This window comes from Pseudomonas sp. NPDC086251 (assembly GCF_044746405.1).
Taxonomy (GTDB): Bacteria; Pseudomonadota; Gammaproteobacteria; order Pseudomonadales; family Pseudomonadaceae; genus Aquipseudomonas.
Genome location: NZ_JBIVBY010000005.1, coordinates 221513 through 239134, shown reverse-complemented (window position 1 = coordinate 239134; position 17622 = coordinate 221513). Strand labels below are relative to the sequence as shown.

The window sequence follows — 17622 nt, the reverse complement described above, 5'->3', positions numbered from 1 at the left end:
TCTTAACACCGACATGGATAACCGTCTGGTGGTGACCCAGGACGAGAAGATCGCCGGCAACGACATCAAGCTGGGTATCCCGACCAAGATCCCGAAGGGATCAGCCCCCACGGCTAAGACTCCGCCAAAGTTGACGAATACGCCACCGCCTGCAAGACCGACCTATCCAAAAGGTATTGCGTGGGAGATCGACATGAGTACTCCTAAACCTCCTAAGACCTATCCAAAAGGAATTGCATGGGAAATTGATATGAGCCCTCCAAAAATGGAAGTCGTGGGCACGAAGATGAAGTTAAATCCACCGCCAATAAATTTGGAAGTCGTGGGTACCAAGATGAAGATACATCCGGCTCCTCCAGTGAAAATTGTGAAGCCAGTAAAGCCAACGATAAAGTTGGAAGAGATAGTTAAGATTAAGCCGCAGCCGGTTGTGCCTGCGAAGCCTGCCACTGGTCAAACTCGTAACTTTGACTCGGTAGAATTTAATGACGTTAAAAAAGCGATGGCGGCCGTAAACGTTAACGACAAGGCTGGATTAGTCGATCTCCAGAAAAACCCAATCCGTATTGAGCTGGACAATAAAGGTTATCTGGATGCCAACGGCCAGCCACGTGCGCCGATCATCATTAGCAAACCGAGCGATATGGAAAAACTGCACGGTCAAGTGATTTACACAGGAGCACGGGATAAAGGGCTTAAACTGCCAAAAGGGGTGGGTGAAGCGTCGAAGCTGTACCTGAATGTCAAAAAAGACAACGGCAAATATTTCGTGAAATATGACAGCCGGGCGCCGTCAGGGCCGGTCGTAAACAACGACATTCCGGCGTTTAAAGCGTCACCGATAGGAAAACCCGCCTACAAACCGCCCGTTTTCGGGTCCAATGCCAGCGGGACAATCGGCAAGGCGGGCATAGTAACGGCTAAGAACAACATTACGGCCAAACCAGCCAAAACCATGCCGAAGCGTACAGCGAAAGTGGCCCCTTTGGCGGAAAACGGTGTTTCTACGCCAGCGACTCAATCGCCGACCAAGCCAGGGAGCCCCAAGCGAACCGCGAAAGTGACACCGATGCCGGATAATAGTGCGACGTCGTCGTCTGATCAGGCTAATGTGACAACCAATGCGCCGCTACTAACGCAGGTGGTTTCTCCATCGATGTAATAACCAACTACCAAAGCTATAGCTTTTGTGCTGTTGAGTCTGTCAGAAGTCACAGGCTCAACGCACTTAAGCGGCAGTCGGTTTTTTATGTCACTTTTGCGCTTGCGCAACTCACTCCCGGCGGATGTGGACCAACCCGCACCTTTGAGAAACACAACGTGGGAACGTATTCATTCAAAAATTTAAAGTTCTTGGAAGGGGTCGTCCCGGCTCCCAACCCGTGAGCTGCTTGATGATTTAAGGCAGCACTCGTTATTTTGTGTCAGTCATAAAATTTAAAGATACTCGTTAGAGTTTTAAACCCGCGCGCCTAGTCGCCTGCGCTAGCACTTAGGAGTTGGTTATGCTCGATTACATTGCTTTAGGGTTGTTATGTTTTGTTGGCTTAGTGCTGTTTTATGGGATTATCGTGCTGCACGACATCCCCTATGACATCGCCAAGCACCGTAATCACCCCCACCAAGACGCCATTCACGCTACCGGTTGGGTTAGCCTCTTTACCTTGCACGCACTTTGGCCGTTTTTATGGATTTGGGCCACCCTGTATCGAGAGGATCGAGGCTGGGGATTCAATGATGCCGCCTCATTACCAAACCATATTGTAAATCTGGAGCTTCAAGTCGCTGCCCTTCATCAACGACTTGCTCAACTGGAGGATGTCGCAGGGCTGGAGCGCACTGCGCAAGCTGTCAATTCAAGGTTGAGTGATTGAATATGGATCTGTTGCTCGTTCTTATTTATTCAGCCTTTTGCATCGCGTTATTTAAGATCTTTCGCATCCCGCTGACCAAATGGACCGTACCGACTGCCGTTCTGGGCGGCATCGTGCTCATCGGCAGCTTAATCTTCACCATGAACTACAACCACCCTTATTCGGAGGTGACGCGTTCGTATTACGTCTCCATCCCGATCGTGCCGGTGGTCACGGGGCAAGTGATCGATGTCCCGGTTCAGACCAATCAGCCGTTAAAACAAGGCGATGTATTGTTTCGCCTTGATCCACTGCCTTTCGAATATCGACTCAAATCAATCAAGGCGCGATTAATCTCGGCGCAGAGTGACCTTTACCGCATCCGTGCATTGACCAAGCACGGCTTTAGCAACGACCGCGAATTGGATACCGCCACCGCGCAGGTCGATGACTTACGCGCACAGCTTGATACCGCCCAATATGAACTGGACCATACGATTGTTCGAGCGCCGGCCAACGGTTTCGTCACCCAGATGTCGCTACGTCCTGGGATGATCGCCACGCGTGTGCCATTGCGACCATTAATGGTGTTTATCCCGGATGAAGATTATTTCCTGACGGCGTGGATGCGCCAGAATAGCTTGTTGCGATTAAACGTAGGCAGTGAAGCCGAAGTCGCCTTTGATGGCCTGCCCGGTAAAGTCTTCCGGGGCAAGGTCAAAAATGTGCTGACGGTCATTGGCGAAGGTCAGGTACAGGCGTCCGGCACTTTGGTCAGTTATACCGGGTCCCCCCCCCCGGGTCGCGTACCGGTGATCATCGAAATTACCGACCCCGCATTTGCCTCCTATCGGAAGCAAATGCCCGGCGGCGCCTATGGCCAGGCGGCTTTATACAGTGAGCATTTCCATCACATTGCGGCGATGCGTAAGATCCTTCTGCGAATGGCATCTTGGATGAACTACCTCTTTCCTTTCCATTGACGGTGACGGTGACGGTGACGTGGGCAAGGCCATTAGCAGACCTCGCCCGCCTGACCTTACCGATCCTTCACCCGCTGATTGCGCGCCGGCCGTTCGGTTGCCCGGAAAGTTCATTGCACAATGTAAAGGGAAGCACACAATGGCTCACCACGAAGCCCAGGGTCGAGCGCATAAAGAAACTTCAGGCGCAGTGTTGGACCGGCCACAGGTGAAGGATTTCCCTACAGGCAGGCTCTTCGCAAAAAGGCCTAATTAAACACGTTGATGACTCGGTTGTCGGGCGTCCTGCAGTTTCGCATTCGCTATTGAGCCGCCGAGTCAGATCGTCTTTTTTCGAGTAGTTGAATTTGGCACCCCATTTCGAAGAGTCTTAATTACGCGCCGGACCCGGTGCGGTGGGGCCATTTGTTTTCGGCTAATACAAATTAGTCTGTCAACAAGGGTGCACCACACGGAGTGTATTCACGCAAAGGGAGTGTGATTTGGCCAGAATACTGATTGCAGACGATCATGCGGTGGTGCGAATGGCGGTACGCCTGCTACTTGAAAAAGGTGGACATGAAGTAGTGGCGGAAGCGTCATGCGGACTGGAGACAGTCCGCATGGCACGCCACTTAACACCCGACTTGGTGATTCTCGACATCGATCTGCCGAGACTGGACGGCTTTGGCGTATTGCAGCGGTTACGTTCCGAATCCGATCGCATGAAGGTCATCGTATTTTCTTGCCTGGATTTGAGCCGATACGCCATTCGTTGCTCCAGAGCCGGTGCACATGCGTTTGTTTCCAAGGACGGTGATCTGCCGGAATTATTGAGTGCCGTGCAGATTGTTCTCGCCGGTTATACGCTTTTCCCCACCACGGATTTTTCTTCGGTCGATACCTCTTCACGCCTAGCCTCCGAAGAGGTGCTGATGAAATCTCTGTCCGACCGAGAGTTGACGGTTCTACGTCAATTGGCCAGTGGGCGGCGCGTCAAGGACATCGCGCAAGAGCTGATGCTCAGCGAAAAGACCGCCAGCACGTACAAAGCTCGACTGATTATCAAATTGCAAGTCGCCAACTTTCTTGAGTTGGTCGACTTTGCCCGGCGTAACCGGGTGATCTGAACCGCCGCCTCACCCGAATCAATCCGTCTGCCTAAAAGGGGGGACCTCGATCGCTGCCCAATCAGCGCTGTGCTGCAAAAGAAGCAGTTGGGGTAGGGTGCTTTGACGCCCGCGTCATGAGCAGCCCTGCGCCCTACCAGTATTGCAGACGGTCGCAGATCGCTATTAAGCCACCGCTAACACCCATTCAGCGGCGCGCTCGGCGATCATGATCGACGTCGCGTTGGTATTGCCGCCAATTAGCGTGGGCATGATCGACGCGTCCACCACCCGCAGCCCTTGAAGGCCGTGTACACGCAATTGGTGATCTACCACGGCATCTTCGCCCTGGCCCATGCGACACGTGCCCACCGGGTGATAGATGGAATCGGTCCTGCGTCGCAGCAGCTCGATCACTTGCTCATCGCTGCCGCAATCGATGCCGTGTAGATTCTGCAGGCCAAAGCGGGCCAAGGCCGGCTGCTCGATGATCTCTCGCGCCATTCGATACCCCTTGAGCAATGTTTGCACATCGTCGTCGTGCCCCAGAAAGTTCGGATCAATTCGGGGCGCAACGCTCGGATCAGCCGATAATAGGCCAACGCTGCCGACGCTCTTGGGTCGCAGCACACAAACGTGGCAGCTAAAACCATGCCCCCAGTGCAGCTTGCGGTTATGGTCATCAAGCATGCTGACGACAGAATGCATCTGGACATCGGGGCGGGCCAAGGCCCCATCGGTCTTCAGAAAAGCGCCGCCCTCGGCGAAGTTGCTGGCTAGCAGGCCACGATTATGCATCCAATATTGGGCCATCGCCGAAGCCAGTTTGACGCCGCCCGCCAAGGAATATCCGGGCAGTGAGTTATCGGTGCCTTTGTAGCAGAGCACCAGGTCCGGGTGATCCTGCAAATTCTGACCAACACCTGGCAGTTCGTGCCGCAGCGCAATACCTTGCGGCTTGAGCTCGGCTTGCGCGCCGATGCCCGAGAGCATCAGTAATTGCGGACTGCCGAAAGCACCGGCACTGAGCAGGATCTCTTTGCGTGCTTTCAAGATGCTAGTGCGGCCTTTGTAGCGTACCTGTACGCCAGTGGCCTGATTACCTTCCAGCAGGATACGCTCGGCATGGGCACCGGTGAGCACGGTAAGATTGTCACGCGTGTGGCGCACCGGGGTTAAGAATGCGCTGGCTGTGCTCCAGCGGCGACCGTCGCGGATGGTCACGTCGTACGCGCCGATGCCTTCCTGATTGACCCCGTTGAAATCACTGTTGTGACGGTGGCCCGCTTGTTGCCCGGCCTCAATAAAGGCTTGCGTGGCCGGGTGTACCTCGTTCTGACCGACATACAGCTCACCCGCTGCGCCGTGAAAATCGCAGGCCCCGCGATGACTCGCTTCACTTTTGCGAAAGTAGGGCAGCACATCGGCAAAGGACCAACCGACATTGCCTAATGCGCCCCAGTCGTCAAAGTCGCTGTGATGACCACGAATATACACCATGCCGTTGATCGAACTGCTGCCGCCCAACACCTTGCCCCGTGGCTGATAGCCGATACGTCCGCCCAAACCTTGTTGCGGTACGGTGTCATACGCCCAGTTAACATGCCGCGTGGGGACGATGACCGCCACACCGGCGGGCATATGGACTAGGGGCGAGTAGTCTTGGGGCCCCGCTTCCAACAGGCATACGGACATGGCCGGGTCAGCACTGAGACGGTTGGCCAACACGCAGCCGGCCGAACCGGCACCAACGATGATGTAGTCAAATTCCATTACATTGCTTCCAAGGGTAGGTATCCCCATGGATTTTTCGCGATGCCCATGGCATAAGATTGACCTTTGCCGACAGATAATTGATTTTGGCCGACATGGACGCCTTTATTCGCACGACCTCCTTCGCCGGCTTTGGCGAACTGGTGACCAAGTTGGGTGGGAACCCCACACGGTTGCTGCAGCGATTTCACATCCAGCCCCAGCTCCTGGAAGACGTGGACGCCACAGTGCCGCTCCGCTCACTCGTCAGGCTGTTGGAATATACGGCCAGTGAACTAGACTGCTCTGACTTCGGTCTGCGCATGGCCCAGTATCAGAACTTACAGGTGCTTGGGCCGATTGCCGTGTTGGCTCGCAACTCGGTGAGCGTGGAGTGTGCGGTGAGGGATATTATCCGCTTCATCGGTTATCACAGCTCAGGCATTCAACTCGATTTGGACCTGAGCCATGCCCGCCACCCACGTCTTGTCATAGGCCTTCGGCTGCCCGGCCTACTGCCCCAGCGGCAAATGCTGGAACTGGCCATGGGTGTATCCCACAACGCGATGAAACTGCTGTATGGCGCCCACTTCAGGGCTCAAGCGGTCTTATTGTGCGCAGTCGACGGGTTGCCGACGGCGCGCTACCGCCAGTATTTCAAGACCGAAGTGTGTACTGGACAAAGCTGCAACGCGTTGGTGATGACCCAACAGCAGCTAAATCAGAGCATCGAACCGCAGGACCCGAATGTGCACCGAACGCTGGTCCAGTATTTCGAGCAGGTCCATGGTCACAGCGCATTTGATTTGATCGACCAGGTGCACCGTGTGGTGCTGCGCCTGCTACCGACCCAACAGTGCCGCTTATCCATTATTGCCCAACACCTCGGTATGCACGAGCGCGCCCTGCAACGCCAGCTTGCCGAGCGAAAGCAACGATTTGACGAGATACTGGATAAGATCCGACGCGAACGTGCCGACTTTTACCTAAGGGAGCAGGGTATCCCGATATCGCAGGTGGCCGGCATGCTCGGCTACAGCGAGCAAAGTGTGTTCAACCGTGCCGCCCGCCGTTGGTTTGCCGTGACGCCTGGCGAGCGACGGCGTCAATTGCGGTCGCTACCGCCCCTGCCCAGTGAGTTTACCGAATGAAGCCCAACGGCGACCGTGCTCAAGTGGACGGCCACCCCGGCCCCTTTAAAAGCCGGTTCGCCGTGCGCCTCAGCGCTGCAACAGGCTGAAGCGCGCGGCGCGAATGGCTTATTAACGCGTGCCGGGCAGCAGTTCAAACGCCGGCGTAAACGGGGTTATGGCATCCATCACGAGCAGGTGTCGGCGATCGCCTTCCACTTGCAACTTGCCGTCCGCGACGAGCTGCTTAAAGCTGGTCTTGTTGGCCATTAATGCTTCAAGTGCCGATCGATTGAGGGTGATGCTAATGTCAGGATTTTTGGCTTGCTGGCCCTTGATGCTGGTCAAGGTCGAATTGCTTAGCTCCACGACAAACTGCTCACCGTTGTCGGGCGTTTTAAGGTTCAAAACAAAGTGTTCGTTCGCCACTTTGCTACCGTCCAGGCGGATACCCAAGTCCTCCAGCCACAACTCAGTGCTCATGGCGCGGATGATGTCAGGACCGGCAGAGTTCGGCGGTACACCTTGGGGCATGCCGTGACGTAATTCATAGGCCGCCGCGAGGAAACTATTGCGCACCCCGGCGCTTTCCTTCTGATAACCGACTTGTTCGTAGACGTCCGCCAACAGGTCCTTGGCTTGACTGTTTTGTGGTTCGGCATACACCAATTTATTCAAAATCTCATACGCTTCGCGGTATTTTCCTTGATCGAACAAGCTTTGGCCCTTGGCAAGGATCTTCTGCGCACCGCCCATCATCTCGACATACAGCGGTGCGGAGTCCTTGGGAGACAGCGGCATCAACGTCGCCGGATTGGCGTCCCAGTAACCCAAATAGCGATTGATCACGGCGCGACTGTTGTGTTCTTCCGAGCCGTGGTAGCTATGGGTGGCCCAGTTGTTTTTCAGACTGTCCGGCAGCTTGTAGACGTTGTGGATTTCATTGATCGTCACGCCCTGATTGGCCGCATGCAGCACGGCGTTGTTCAGGTTGGCATAGGTATCGCGCTGTGCGCGCATGACTTCTTGAATGCGTTCGCTGCCCCAGCGTGGCCAACTGTGCGCGGCGAGCATGACCTCGGCCTGTTGGCCGTAGCGATACAGGGCATTGTTGATGTTCTTCGACCACACCAGCGGATCACGGACCAGGGCGCCGCGCAAGGTGTAGATATTGTGAATGGTGCCGGTAATATTCTCAGCGGCCCAGAATGCCTTGAATTGCGGAAACCAGGTGTTCATCTCCGACGGGGCTTCGGTGCCCGGGGTGTTCTGGAACTCCATTTGCACCCCGTCAATGGTCAGGCTCTCGAATTCCTTATCGATGTACCGGTTGGGTTCAATCAGTCCCAAATCGCCGATGGCGGTATTTTTACCAATCGCCATATCCACGTGACCGTACGGACTGTGTGGCAGCAGCATGCCATATTGGAAGAATGCCCTTCGATTCATTGCATTGCCAGCATAGACGTTCTCGGCCACGGCATGTTCCATGAAACCTTTGGGGGCAATCAGTGCAACCTTGCCACTGCGCACATCGGCCTCATCAACCACGCCACGAATGCCTCCGAAGTGATCGGCATGAGAATGAGAAAACACGACTGCCACCACCGGACGCTTGCCCAGCGTCTGGTTTACGAAATCCAAGGCGGCCTTGGCCGTTTCTCTGGACGTCAGGGTATCGAAAACGATCCAGCCCGTTTCGCCCTTGATAAACGTGATATTCGCCAGGTCAAAACCGCGGACTTGGTAGATCTTGTCGGGCACCACCTCATACAGACCATACGCCATATTGAGAACGGCCTGGCGCTGAAGCGACGGGTTGATGCTGTTGTAATCTTTACCGTCGAGGAGAAAATCATAGCTGCCCATGTTCCAGGCGACGTTCCCGGCATCCGCCATGATCTGTTTATAGGGCGGAGCCGCGATAAAGCCCTTTTTGGCCTCTGCCAGGTCTCTTTGATCGGCAAACGGCAAGGACTGGCGCAGCGCATTTTGCTGTTCGATGGTATAGGACGAGGGCGCTTTGCCTTTGCTGTCGAAATGCGCATCCGGTGTCGAGACCGGGTCACCACTGGTGGCGATGGCGCCGGCAGCGAAAACAGCAGGGCAAAGGCCACTGCCGAAGGTCATTATCAAAGCTATCTTGAGGGTCTTGCTAAACATGAGTTTTCCTTTGCCAAAATTCTGTTAGAGCCGTCAGCCAACCGTTTGTGCACTCGGAAACCAAGGGCCGCTTGACCGACCAACAGATTATTAACATACTCATTTTATAACGAGAAATTCTAAATCCCAACATATAGATAACATAAAGGTTATGAGATGACGCCACGGCGCCTCCGTCAATTTCTGGCGTTGATTGAACATGCCCACTTTGGTCGGGCCGCAAAAGCCTTGGGCGTTTCTCAACCCGCGCTGAGTAAAAGCCTCCAGTTACTGGAGCGCGAACTTGGGGTCATATTGTTCCACCGGGGTCGGGAGGGCATCCGATTGACCGCGTTTGGTGTGCTGCTTCGGGAAAAAAGCCAGCGCCTGTTGATGGCCGAAGAAGACCTGCGGCGCGACCTTGCCTTGCTCGCGCAAGGGGGGAGCGGCTCACTCAAGGTCGCGCTCGGCCCTTATCCCAGCATCACCATCGGCTTTGCCAGCCTCGCCCGGCTGCATGCCTGCCATCCACACATTAAAATTACTGCGCATGTGGCCGGATGGGCCGAGGTGGCACAGCAAGTCGCCGCCGGAGAGGTTGACTTGGGGATCGCCGAGATCAGCCATTTACGCGGCAGAGAAGAGTTCGCCTGCGAGCTGCTGGGAGAACATGCCGGTCGGCTATTTTGTCGCCCGGGGCATCCACTACTTGCACAGTGCCTGTCGTTGAGTTTGGCGCAAACACTTGATTACCCGTGGGTGGCGTCGCGTATTCCGCTGCGTCTGGCCACGCATTTGCTTCCGGTTAACATGGGCTGTACCGGCGTTTTCGATGCGGAGAATGGGGATTTTGTGCCGGCGATCGAGGTCAACGTTCCGATGCAAATGATGGCGTTTGTCGAGAACAGCAATGCCTTGGCATTGGGGTGCTTGTCGATCTTTGAGCGGGAGCTGATGGCCGGTGATATCGTCGCATTACCCCTCCAGGATCCGGTCCTGCGGACCCATTATGGCTTCATCCACCTTAAGGAGCGCTCGTTGCCGCCTGCGGTCCACTTGTACATGCAGGAAGTGCGGGCGATGGAAGACCACATTGGGCAGCGTGAACGCCAGTTGGTCAATTTGATGGACCTAGAACAGTGATACGGTAAAACGCCCTTAGTCCCCTCGCAGCTCCACGCTCCGGAAGGTTTGCCGGCCTACACCGTGAAATTGGAGGTGAACTGGCGTCGGATAGCAGTTATTCGAACCGAAGTACTCTACGTGCTAGGTGAAACGCGGTCGCATGAGCAGATTCGCGGCACCCCTCTCGGGGGTATTTATCTCAACGTCCTATGGAGGTACGTATACCTAAAGCTCATAAAGCAGTTACCAAAGCTGCAAAGAAAACGGTCGCAAGCAAAGCGCTCTTTCCTCGGTCCATCAATGACTCCGAATGGGATGACTATTCGCAATCGTTCCCTAACCTAAAGCGCGAGAACGCCTATATTACGGATCCTGGTAGCTACGACGGTTATAATTGCATTGGTTGGTCGATAGGCGACATTAACCTTGAATACGATGTAGAGCCGGTAGCGGCCATGGTGCCGTTCTATATAAAAAATGGTTTTTCCGAATTGCCCAAAGGGTCTGCCGAGGCAACCGTTGATTTAATGGCCATATCAAATGGCCACTTCGCCAGCCATGCCACTGTTAGATATGCGGGTTCCCGGTGCCCAGGCATGCCGTCGGGCCTATGGGAATCCAAGCTGTATCCCGGTATGCGCATGACGCATGGACGTTACGAGCTCCAGGGAGCTACTTATGGCAGTGTGGTAAAGTCATTCCAAAAATGCTGAAGCATTGCAATAATTTATCGGCTTCGTCGTTGCGGTGCCGACACCGAGTGTCAGGACCAGTCGATCGCTAGGGGAGTCGTTCAGTCTGCGCGGTCGCGTTTTTTGCGTAAGCCAAGCCGAACAATCCGTGATTTGAATGGTTGTCGGTGCATCTGGAGGCACTACGGACATTACGCCGACAGCCATCGCCCAAGACCATCTCACCCAAGCTCGGGCCAGGAAATCAGTCAAGTGGTCATGTGTTTAGGCTATCGGTCCGAACTGGCTGAAATGGATACTGCCGTTTTTGGCGGACTGGCTCAGACACACACGCAGCATGCACTAACGTTTTAGTGGCTAGAGACCGTTCCCCTCAGGGAGCCAGTAGCGCGGGCGCGGTGGCAAGCCGCTAGCCGGCGCTTTTATTGGTGCATCATCATCCGAGCGACAGCTGAAGTTGCGTATAGAGCACATGTTAAACCTGACACGCTCCCATCGGATTTGGGCAGGTCGCGATCTCATGCTCGCATGCCTTTTTGCGGCTCAGCAGCGTTGGTCAGCGGACCTGGGACGTACTCGCGCTTGTGCAATACAGAACTTGGCCATAGGCATAACCGGTTGCCGAAGTAGTGGTTGCATCACGCTCACTTGCTCGCAGTCCAACTCTACCGAGTGTGTCCATTCGGCCGGGGCATCACAGGTAAATCAATTCGATAGTCGCTGACCCATCCAGTACTATATCGCTATTGGTATCCAAGGTATTACGCGGCTGAATTTGCACGCCGAGGTCAAGCCCCACCGAGGCATTGGTCACCGCTCTTGGCGCTGTGGTCGGAGTCGTCGCCGAATCAAAGGCATAAGTTTTTAACGATAAGGCATAAGCATCGATAAACGCCGTCGAGGCATCTGCCCAGGTCGCGGCACTGGTATTCACCGAACTCTTGATCAGCCCCGTGCCAGCGTCGGCAACAATGTTCTGAAAAAGTATGTTGTAGAAGCCAATGGGATTATTAGCGCTGTCCGTACCCAGTCCAAATCGCTGCGCGTTACTCACTGACGCCGGCACGCTGGAGGCGTGATTATCGGTTACTGTGAAACCGGTATACGATGGATTATCGCAGTTAATGCTCAGCGTTTGCGATAGGCGTGGATTCACATTGGTGGCGCCGGTGGGATTGAGCATCACCTCGCCAAAATCAAACTGGCCAGTCCCTGACACGGCAATATCGCAGGAAGGTGGTAAGATCTGGCCGGTAACGCTTAACGTTGCGGAGGTGGCCGCTACAGCGGCGACCGTTGCAAAGCACAGTGGCAATGCGACTAGTAATCTTTTCATGCCTCGCTCCCAAAAATATAAGTGAATGCACCTATTGTCACGCGACGGGCTTAATAACTGTTGCATGATCAATTAAGCGGCATTTCAAGGGATGTTTCTGTAAGGGAATGCTTAAAATTAAAATCAGCCAACACTTGGCGAGGGCGCGCGGGCTTGTTGATTAGCGCTCTTGCCTCTGGCCACCCCGAATGACGCGCCCTGCGTAACAGTCCGCTTAACTAGGTGCGTCAAACACACTATTGTTGAGCTAATTCAATGCCGGATGCGACCGCACCGGCCGGTCTGCCGTCAAATTACAAATTTGGTCGGCGCGCTCAAGATCGGCAAATCGCCCTGTACCAATGACGCCGCGCGCCGCTGAAGCCGGGCGTTCTCTCCATTGGCGGTGACCGTGCCGGTGAAAGGCACTCGCCGTTGGTCGATGCGTTGATGCAACGGCGTCGGCAGTTTGATTGTCGCCCGGCCAAGCCATTGGCTGATACCCTCACTGCGAAACTGTTGGGAGTAACGCCCAGCGCGCTGACGCAAATAAAAACAGAGAACTCTAGCCGACATTAAACCGCTTGCCAATGCCCATTATAATTAAACCGATTTCAACGTTCATTAATTGAAAAACAGCAGAGTAAGCCTAAGCTGACGCTACAAGTCAAAAATCAGGCCGCCTACCCGCGAACAAACGGTGTGATGTGCTTGTATAATTCCAAGGCTAGCCACATCACTCTGAAGAAGAGGCTTCCCCCTGGTGCAGCGAACATCATCGCAGCGCCGATAGGGGGAGCATCGAGCTTATCGGATTGGCAGTTGAACAGCGTCAGTAACTTTACCTTGTAGGATGTAATGATGACTAAGAAAAAGGTGCCGGAGCGTACCGATAAAAATGCCCTGGCAAAAGCTGCGTCAGCCGTGAACGCGGAGACTCCAGCACTTTTAGAAACCACGGCCACTACCATTTCTGACGATACTTCGATCGGTAAGGCAATTATTCCTACAGAGGTTAGCTCAACCACCCGTCAAAACACCACCTTCGCGCAGGGAAACTCTGTGGGCCCGACAACTGTCAGCCTAAAGGAAAAGTTCAGCGCCCAGAAAATCCCTTTGCAAACAGATTTCGCGGATTTGATTGATGTGGCCGATTGCGGTCGTAATGCCGTGGGGTTAAATCCCACACAGCCTGGTGGGACCGGGGCGGGTTTGCTACTGGATCAGGATGCCAGATTGGCGGTAGTGCCGGGGGCGGGGATGGCGGTCGACGCCACAGGCGTACGTATCGCTGATACACAGATGCTGGTGACCGGCATGATTATGATGTTCAGTGGTCAGGTAGCTCCCGCTGGCTGGGCGTTTTGCGATGGCAGCCAGGGAACACCGAATCTGACGAATCGTTTTATTCTTGGCGGAACCCCCACCGAGTGCGGCAATCCAAATGGCGCCATGCAGCAATTGACGCCGCTGAACAACAAACAATTTTATCCGACTGTTAGCTCGACGACGCCCCCGATTACCATGAACAACGCGGCGACGGTCTTGACCGTGGCGATGATGCCGCAACATTACCATAATGGCGGTGTGCGCCTTGATAACTATGCGTATAACTGGGCCAATGAAATTTGTGAATATGGAATAACGGGCGTGGGAACCAAAGGTTGTATGGCGCATACATCTACAATTACGGTGAACGCCGCCACGCCCAACACGAGCTCAGCGGGTTCTAATGCGCCCCACAGCCACGCCAATACGGCTTCCCAGGCTGCACATTCGCATAACGTCAATATCGTGCCGCCTTATTATATTCTTGCATTTATTATCAAGTTATGACCTGGCTGCGCCGATAATTTTCTGAATTGCACGTCTTTTGACCTTTCTCCTGCGAGGGTTCTTGGATGAGGTTTCCCCTGCAACCATTTGTTTCGAATTGTCGCCAATGGCCCAAGATTTCTGCCGATCAATGATCGACAGATTTCCTTGCAATGTCAGGCATCCCTCGGCGACCGCTGAAGCGTTGGAGTCAACCCCCTCGCAGGGGGAAGCTTCTTCAAGTCGCGCATTGCAACCGTGATGGCCGAAACACGCTTTCACGAGGTCAAACTGACCCCCGCGCGGCGGTGGCACCGGCACCAACGGCCTGTCATTGACCGATGGCATCGTGGTCGACCTGTCGCGGCACATGAACAGCATACTCGAAATCAGCGTCGCCGAGCGCTGGGTGCGCGTGCAGGCGGGCGTGGACAAGGACCAGCTCAATGCCGAGTTCAAGCCTCACGGATTGTTTTCGCGCTCGAACTGCACAGTACTGCTTGGCGGTGAGCGCCTGCACAGCCAGCCGCTGCCCGACGCGAGCTGGACGTCGCGTGCACGCATTCCGGCCGAATCGGCGAGGTGTACCGGGTGGCGCGGCACATGCAGGAAACCCAAGCGGACCTGATCGAAGCGGTGTTCCCCAGACGCATTCGGTGCCTAAGCGGTTATGACCTGGCGCACCTGCGCGATGAGCACGGGCGTTCCAACCTCACAGCGTGCTGTGCGGCGCGGAAAGTTCGTTGGGCTACATCGTTGAATCCAACCTCAGCGTGCTGCCGATCCCAAGTAGTCAGTGCAGTCAAAGTGCGTTACGGCCGCTTTATGGAGGCGCTGCGCGACGCCATCAGCGGCGACGACGTGGAAGCAGTGAGCACGCGCGTGGCAGCGTTCGTGGCGGATCTGCAGGCCAATAAGACCATCGAGCGCTCGGTTACATACAGGCCAATGCCGAAGCCGTGAGCCGTGTCTACACCATGCGCAAGCGTTCGGTTGGTCTGCAACATAGACGGCGAGATTCGCCCGCAGCCATTCGTTGAAGACACCGCTGTGCCGCCGAAACTGGTGTATGGCATGTTCGTAACTGGTCAAACCGATTTCCGTTGCCGCAGCCGAATGCACCCGGTATTCCGGTGGGCTGCTGTGGGGGGCGAGCACGGCAGGGTCAGCGGCGAGTCGATGCTTGCCTGATGTCAACGATACCGTGACACATAGTCCGCTTTTTTTCATATCGTCCGAGTAACTCAATCGAACGCGAGCTCCCGTACGATCGGCTATCGCTTTGACGATCGACAAGCCCAACCCGGAGCCTGCTTCATTAGTTCCCAGGCATCGATAAAACGGATCAAACACTCGCGATTGTTCCTCTGCCGAGATGCCCGGGCCTGAGTCCTTCACCTGCAGGATTGCAGTCTCTTGCGCCAGCTCGACCGAAAGGTCGATCCGTCCGCCATGGGACATGTAACGGATCGCATTGTCCACCAGATTCTTGACCAGGATTAGCAGGTCCATTTCGTTGATGGTGACATGTACATCCTCGATACTTTCAACGCCAATATCGATGCGTTTACGTTCTGCCAGCGTTAATAAATCCTCCAATACACGTCGATAGATTTCATGGACTGAAACGGCAGTCTGTGGTCGATTGGAGCTCGATTGTGCGGCAGCAAGGGTCAGCAGTTGATCGATCAGTTTTCTACCGCGCTCTATTCCCCGGGACAACGGCAACAGGCGCTCACGGGCTGGCCCCGGCATCTCAGTGGCGGCCAGCCGTTCAGCTTGCAGGGAAAGGGCCGTCATGGGCGAGCGCAGTTCGTGGGCAGCGTCGGCGACGAAGCGACGCTGGTTTTCCATGGACTGCGCAACACGCGCGAGCAAGCGATTGATAGCCAGGACGAAAGGCCGAATTTCGGTCGGCAAATGGCGTTCGTCGATAGGGTGCAGCGCCTGTTCATCACGTCGATTGATGTCAGCCGAAAGGGCGGCAATGGGACGGAACAGTTTGCGCACCAGGTCGCCCACCACCAGCAATAGCACTGGAAACAGAATGAGAAACGGCAGCAAACTTCGCCAAGCGCTCTCGCGGGCTTCCTTGTCGCGGACGCCGGTTTCTTGAGCGACGACGATGCGTTCACCGCGGGCTGTGGTTCTGACCAGCACACGAAAGTCTTCGCCGGTGACATTCAGCGTCCAGAGGCCATCGGCAAGTGTGGTGGGGAAGGGCAGTGGTATCAGGGCGCCATCGTTGCCGATTGCTTTAGTGCCATCGGCCAAGTATTGCACGATGACCCTGGATTCATCATTGTCGCCATCGACTTCCTGGGATGCGGGATAGTGTAGGGACATCTGCTGCCGATCAAACAGGACGGCCACCTGACGCAAGGTATCGTCCTGCATTTCGTAAGCCTCGTCGAACGCAGAGTCAAACGCAAAAATCCCAACCAGCGCCGCAACGATCAGGATGGCCAGCGATAGCGTCATGGACAGGCGTAGTTGTACCGAGTCCCTCAAACGCTTTTTGAAACCATCCATCCCATCCCCCTGACGTTCTTGATGACATGGCTGCCTAGCTTGCGTCGCAGGGCGTGAATCAAAAATTCCACCACGTTGCTTTCCACTTCATTGCCCCAACCATAGATGCGGTCTTCGAGTTCACTGCGCGACAGAATGGCGCCTGGCCGAATCATCAATGGCTGAAGCAGGGCGAACTCACGACTGGACAATTGGATGTCGCGATTGTCCAAGGTGGTGGCTTGTTTGGAGATCAAGTCCAGCGTTACTACGCCATTGTCCTGCACAGACAGGGCAGCGCCACCTTTACGGCGAAGCACGGCTCGTATACGGGCCAGCAGCTCCGCCATTTCGAACGGTTTGAGCAGGTAGTCGTCCGCGCCGCCGTCAAGGCCGCGCAGGCGATCACCCAAGTCGTCCCGTGCAGTGATGATCAGCAGTGGCACCGGGTTGTTGCGCCCGCGAATGATGTCGAGTACATCCAGTCCATCCTTCCCGGGCAACCCAAGATCCAGTAGCACCAGGTCATAGTATTGGGTGTCCAGCGTTGCAAGAGCGATAAGACCGTTTTTCACCCAGTCAGTGGCATAACTCGCATCGTTCAGGGCGCCCAGGATGGCATCACCGATCATCGGATCGTCTTCAACCAGCAATATCCGCATTTGCCGCTCCGGAAAAGGCGCGACCGTCATGACCGTCGCGCGAGTATTGAAGCATTTGTACAAATGTTTGTCCGCTGCGGGATCACCTTCGGGATCAGGATTTGCCCCTCATCGAATCGAAGGCCTTCAATAGCTCATCCATCATCGCCTTGCAGTCGTTCTGTTGCGGGTTACTGGCGCGCAAGGCATCGAGTGCTCGGTCGATCGCCTTGTCCACGACATGCCAGTCTTTGGCGTCGCGAGGTTTGATCCCAGCTTCGGCCGAGTCCCAAGCGGTTTCCAGATCCTTGATACGGGCTTTCGCGCCGGGCAGATCATTTTTGTCGACGAGCACGGCAACATCGGCGGCTATGTTGCGGAACTCGGACAGATCTCCCAATCTTGAACCCGACTGGGTTTGAGTGCTCTCCGAGCTTGAGGCCGTACCCGCAGTGGGCTTATCGGCAGGTTTCGAGCAACCGGCGGCGACACCAAGCAAAAAAATGGATGAGACGATGGCGGCGTGGCGAAAGATGTTTTGAATCTGGCGCATGACGATTCCTTAAATGACTTTT

The 17622-nt window shown here is 55.2% G+C and carries 11 protein-coding genes and 3 pseudogenes; 8 read left to right on the top strand and 6 right to left on the bottom strand.

Translation table 11 applies throughout. The features are described 5' to 3' along the window. From ACIPL2_RS09185 to ACIPL2_RS09170, 4 genes and pseudogenes are all read left to right on the top strand, one after another. Window positions 1-1162 (top strand): annotated as a pseudogene (locus tag ACIPL2_RS09185) (hypothetical protein); the annotation flags it as partial. Window positions 1163-1505: 343 nt separating this feature from the next. Beyond that, window positions 1506-1874 carry a DUF3302 domain-containing protein gene (locus tag ACIPL2_RS09180; RefSeq protein ID WP_401355204.1) on the top strand — a complete coding sequence of 123 codons (369 nt, stop codon included), beginning with the start codon at window positions 1506-1508 and terminating at the stop codon, window positions 1872-1874. A 2-nt stretch (window positions 1875-1876) separates the two neighbouring features. Next, window positions 1877-2836, top strand: coding sequence for an HlyD family secretion protein (locus tag ACIPL2_RS09175; RefSeq protein ID WP_401355225.1), 960 nt, complete (start codon window positions 1877-1879; stop codon window positions 2834-2836). A gap of 482 nt (window positions 2837-3318) precedes the next feature. Next, window positions 3319-3945, top strand: a complete 627-nt coding sequence (locus ACIPL2_RS09170; RefSeq protein WP_401355202.1) for a response regulator — start codon at window positions 3319-3321, stop codon at window positions 3943-3945. 165 nt (window positions 3946-4110) lie between these two features. Here ACIPL2_RS09170 and ACIPL2_RS09165 read toward each other — a convergent pair whose 3' ends face one another. Next, window positions 4111-5697 (bottom strand): GMC family oxidoreductase, encoded by a 1587-nt coding sequence (locus ACIPL2_RS09165; protein WP_401355223.1) that lies wholly within the window; start codon window positions 5695-5697, stop codon window positions 4111-4113. Between the two features lie 95 nt (window positions 5698-5792). Between ACIPL2_RS09165 and ACIPL2_RS09160 the strand changes: the two genes are divergently transcribed. Next, window positions 5793-6827 (top strand): AraC family transcriptional regulator ligand-binding domain-containing protein, encoded by a 1035-nt coding sequence (locus tag ACIPL2_RS09160; RefSeq protein ID WP_401355199.1) that lies wholly within the window; start codon window positions 5793-5795, stop codon window positions 6825-6827. Between the two features lie 111 nt (window positions 6828-6938). Here ACIPL2_RS09160 and ACIPL2_RS09155 read toward each other — a convergent pair whose 3' ends face one another. Continuing rightward, window positions 6939-8969, bottom strand: coding sequence for an alkyl/aryl-sulfatase (locus tag ACIPL2_RS09155; RefSeq protein WP_401355197.1), 2031 nt, complete (start codon window positions 8967-8969; stop codon window positions 6939-6941). Between the two features lie 156 nt (window positions 8970-9125). Here ACIPL2_RS09155 and ACIPL2_RS09150 point away from each other — a divergent pair, with 156 nt between their 5' ends. Continuing rightward, window positions 9126-10091, top strand: a complete 966-nt coding sequence (locus tag ACIPL2_RS09150) for a LysR family transcriptional regulator (protein WP_401355194.1) — start codon at window positions 9126-9128, stop codon at window positions 10089-10091. A 1368-nt stretch (window positions 10092-11459) separates the two neighbouring features. On the opposite strand, the gene ACIPL2_RS09145 is transcribed toward ACIPL2_RS09150, so the two are convergent. Further along, on the bottom strand, window positions 11460-12101 hold the full coding sequence (locus ACIPL2_RS09145; RefSeq protein WP_401355191.1) for a DUF1120 domain-containing protein: 642 nt from the start codon (window positions 12099-12101) through the stop codon (window positions 11460-11462). Window positions 12102-12941: 840 nt separating this feature from the next. On the opposite strand from ACIPL2_RS09145, the gene ACIPL2_RS09140 reads away from it, so the two are divergent. Together ACIPL2_RS09140 and ACIPL2_RS09135 are read left to right on the top strand one after the other, a co-directional pair. Beyond that, window positions 12942-13916, top strand: a complete 975-nt coding sequence (locus ACIPL2_RS09140; protein WP_401355189.1) for a tail fiber protein — start codon at window positions 12942-12944, stop codon at window positions 13914-13916. Between the two features lie 222 nt (window positions 13917-14138). Then, window positions 14139-15060 (top strand): annotated as a pseudogene (locus ACIPL2_RS09135) (FAD-binding oxidoreductase); the annotation flags it as partial. Between the two features lie 20 nt (window positions 15061-15080). Here the strand turns inward: ACIPL2_RS09135 and ACIPL2_RS09130 are convergent. The 3 genes and pseudogenes from ACIPL2_RS09130 to ACIPL2_RS09120 form a co-directional block, all read right to left on the bottom strand. Beyond that, a pseudogene (locus ACIPL2_RS09130) lies at window positions 15081-16427 on the bottom strand (ATP-binding protein); the annotation flags it as partial. After that, entirely contained in the window at window positions 16403-17068 is a 666-nt protein-coding gene (locus ACIPL2_RS09125; RefSeq protein ID WP_401355187.1) for a response regulator transcription factor, read from the bottom strand. The gene ACIPL2_RS09125 and the pseudogene ACIPL2_RS09130, both read right to left, overlap by 25 nt. Window positions 17069-17162: 94 nt before the next feature. Continuing rightward, entirely contained in the window at window positions 17163-17600 is a 438-nt protein-coding gene (locus ACIPL2_RS09120; RefSeq protein WP_401355184.1) for a hypothetical protein, read from the bottom strand. Window positions 17601-17622 lie beyond the last annotated feature (22 nt).

Coding starts and splice junctions, on each gene's coding strand:
- ACIPL2_RS09160 (WP_401355199.1), top strand. CDS start 5,793: ATGGACGCCTTTATTCGCACGACCTCCTTCGCCGGCTTTGGCGAACTG.
- ACIPL2_RS09125 (WP_401355187.1), bottom strand. CDS start 17,068: ATGCGGATATTGCTGGTTGAAGACGATCCGATGATCGGTGATGCCATC.
- ACIPL2_RS09140 (WP_401355189.1), top strand. CDS start 12,942: ATGACTAAGAAAAAGGTGCCGGAGCGTACCGATAAAAATGCCCTGGCA.
- ACIPL2_RS09145 (WP_401355191.1), bottom strand. CDS start 12,101: ATGAAAAGATTACTAGTCGCATTGCCACTGTGCTTTGCAACGGTCGCC.
- ACIPL2_RS09175 (WP_401355225.1), top strand. CDS start 1,877: ATGGATCTGTTGCTCGTTCTTATTTATTCAGCCTTTTGCATCGCGTTA.
- ACIPL2_RS09165 (WP_401355223.1), bottom strand. CDS start 5,697: ATGGAATTTGACTACATCATCGTTGGTGCCGGTTCGGCCGGCTGCGTG.
- ACIPL2_RS09180 (WP_401355204.1), top strand. CDS start 1,506: ATGCTCGATTACATTGCTTTAGGGTTGTTATGTTTTGTTGGCTTAGTG.
- ACIPL2_RS09150 (WP_401355194.1), top strand. CDS start 9,126: ATGACGCCACGGCGCCTCCGTCAATTTCTGGCGTTGATTGAACATGCC.
- ACIPL2_RS09120 (WP_401355184.1), bottom strand. CDS start 17,600: ATGCGCCAGATTCAAAACATCTTTCGCCACGCCGCCATCGTCTCATCC.
- ACIPL2_RS09155 (WP_401355197.1), bottom strand. CDS start 8,969: ATGTTTAGCAAGACCCTCAAGATAGCTTTGATAATGACCTTCGGCAGT.